The following is a 1,092-nucleotide window of genomic DNA, read 5'->3' as shown; positions in this document are numbered from 1 at the left end:
TCTGTAGCTCGAAACTTTGCGTTATCTCGGCATTCGTGCCGAGTAACACACCATCGGATGCAAGGATTTTCGCCTCGTCCTTGCCTGTCACATAGCGGACGCAACCACCAAAAGATGCACCTTTCTTTAGCTTGCCTATCATGTGGTATCCTCCTTTCTGCCCATACTGCTTGGCTTCGGTTTATAACTTGCTTGGCGATACTCGCCAAGGATTGCTTTCAATCTTCTCAACAAGTCCACCACATACACATGAGTTTCATGGAAACCTCTCTGATGCGACAGCTTGGTAAGTTGGTTGAGGTTGTTCGCCATGCCAATGAGGTTGTTCGCCATGCCAATGAGGTTCTTGGCAATGGCTACCGTCTCTGCATTGTGTCCGCTGACCACCTCGCCATTCAAGGCTGACTCACGGATGTACTCCGCCAACTTGCGGTTGGCTTTTCTCGCCCTCAGTCTCAGTGCCTCGTAGCTTGGCTTCGAGAACTTCACTGTGACAGACTTCGACAGCTTGCGAACCCTGCCTGTGGGCGGTCTTCCGCCCTTTCTCTTGTCTTGTTCATGTATGCTTGTCATTCGATATACTGTTTACAGTTGGTACACTCACTTTCTGCGACCGTTGGGAGCAAAATTCCTCCGCCCTCATGGTGGAGCGAGGCGTTTTGGGGTTCCCAAAACATAACCTCGCTCCCTCTCAGAACACGTTAGTTGGAACTACAGCCTTTCAGCTATCCACGTCCAAGGTCGCAGACCTTAATTCTCACAATTTGCGCCAAGCCTCGAAGTCCTCTTCATAAAGGCTTAGGTGGTGGCGCACGATGTTCTCGATGATGCCCGATACGCTCATGCGTCTCCCTCCGAGGATGCGGACGACACGATCAAGACGGTCTCGTACATCGGAACTGACGAAGACTGGCTTGCGGTCGTCAATCCTTGGAACTTGGAGGAAGGTCTGCTGATACTCCTCTAATGTCGCCTTGCGCTGCTTGCCACTGATGCGCTTCTGCGGATTCGGTGGCGATTGAACCTCGTTCGTAAGCTCGTCCTCCATGTTGGAGGTTGTTGCAGCCACATTCTCTGTCACAACTTCTAAAT

2 protein-coding genes and 1 pseudogene are annotated in these 1,092 nt (G+C 51.5%); all 3 read right to left on the bottom strand.

The features are described from left to right. Positions 1-142, bottom strand: a pseudogene (locus DXD25_RS16325) (mobilization protein); the annotation flags it as partial. Then, positions 139-573, bottom strand: coding sequence for a plasmid mobilization relaxosome protein MobC (mobC, locus tag DXD25_RS16320; RefSeq protein ID WP_117664392.1), 435 nt, complete (start codon positions 571-573; stop codon positions 139-141). The pseudogene DXD25_RS16325 and the gene mobC, both read right to left, overlap by 4 nt. 184 nt (positions 574-757) lie before the next feature. Next, a partial coding sequence (locus DXD25_RS16315; RefSeq protein WP_147327962.1) for a DUF3408 domain-containing protein occupies positions 758-1,092 on the bottom strand: 335 nt, incomplete at its 5' end.

The sequence above is a fragment of the Prevotella sp. TF12-30 genome (assembly GCF_003436715.1).
In the GTDB taxonomy this organism is placed as follows: domain Bacteria; phylum Bacteroidota; class Bacteroidia; order Bacteroidales; family Bacteroidaceae; genus Prevotella; species Prevotella copri_A.
The sequence above is the reverse complement of the archived record's forward strand: the minus strand, read 5'-3'. Positions and strand labels throughout refer to the sequence as shown.

Excerpts from the sequence above, each read along its gene's own strand:
- mobC (WP_117664392.1), bottom strand. The coding sequence starts at position 573 with ATGACAAGCATACATGAACAAGACAAGAGAAAGGGCGGAAGACCGCCC.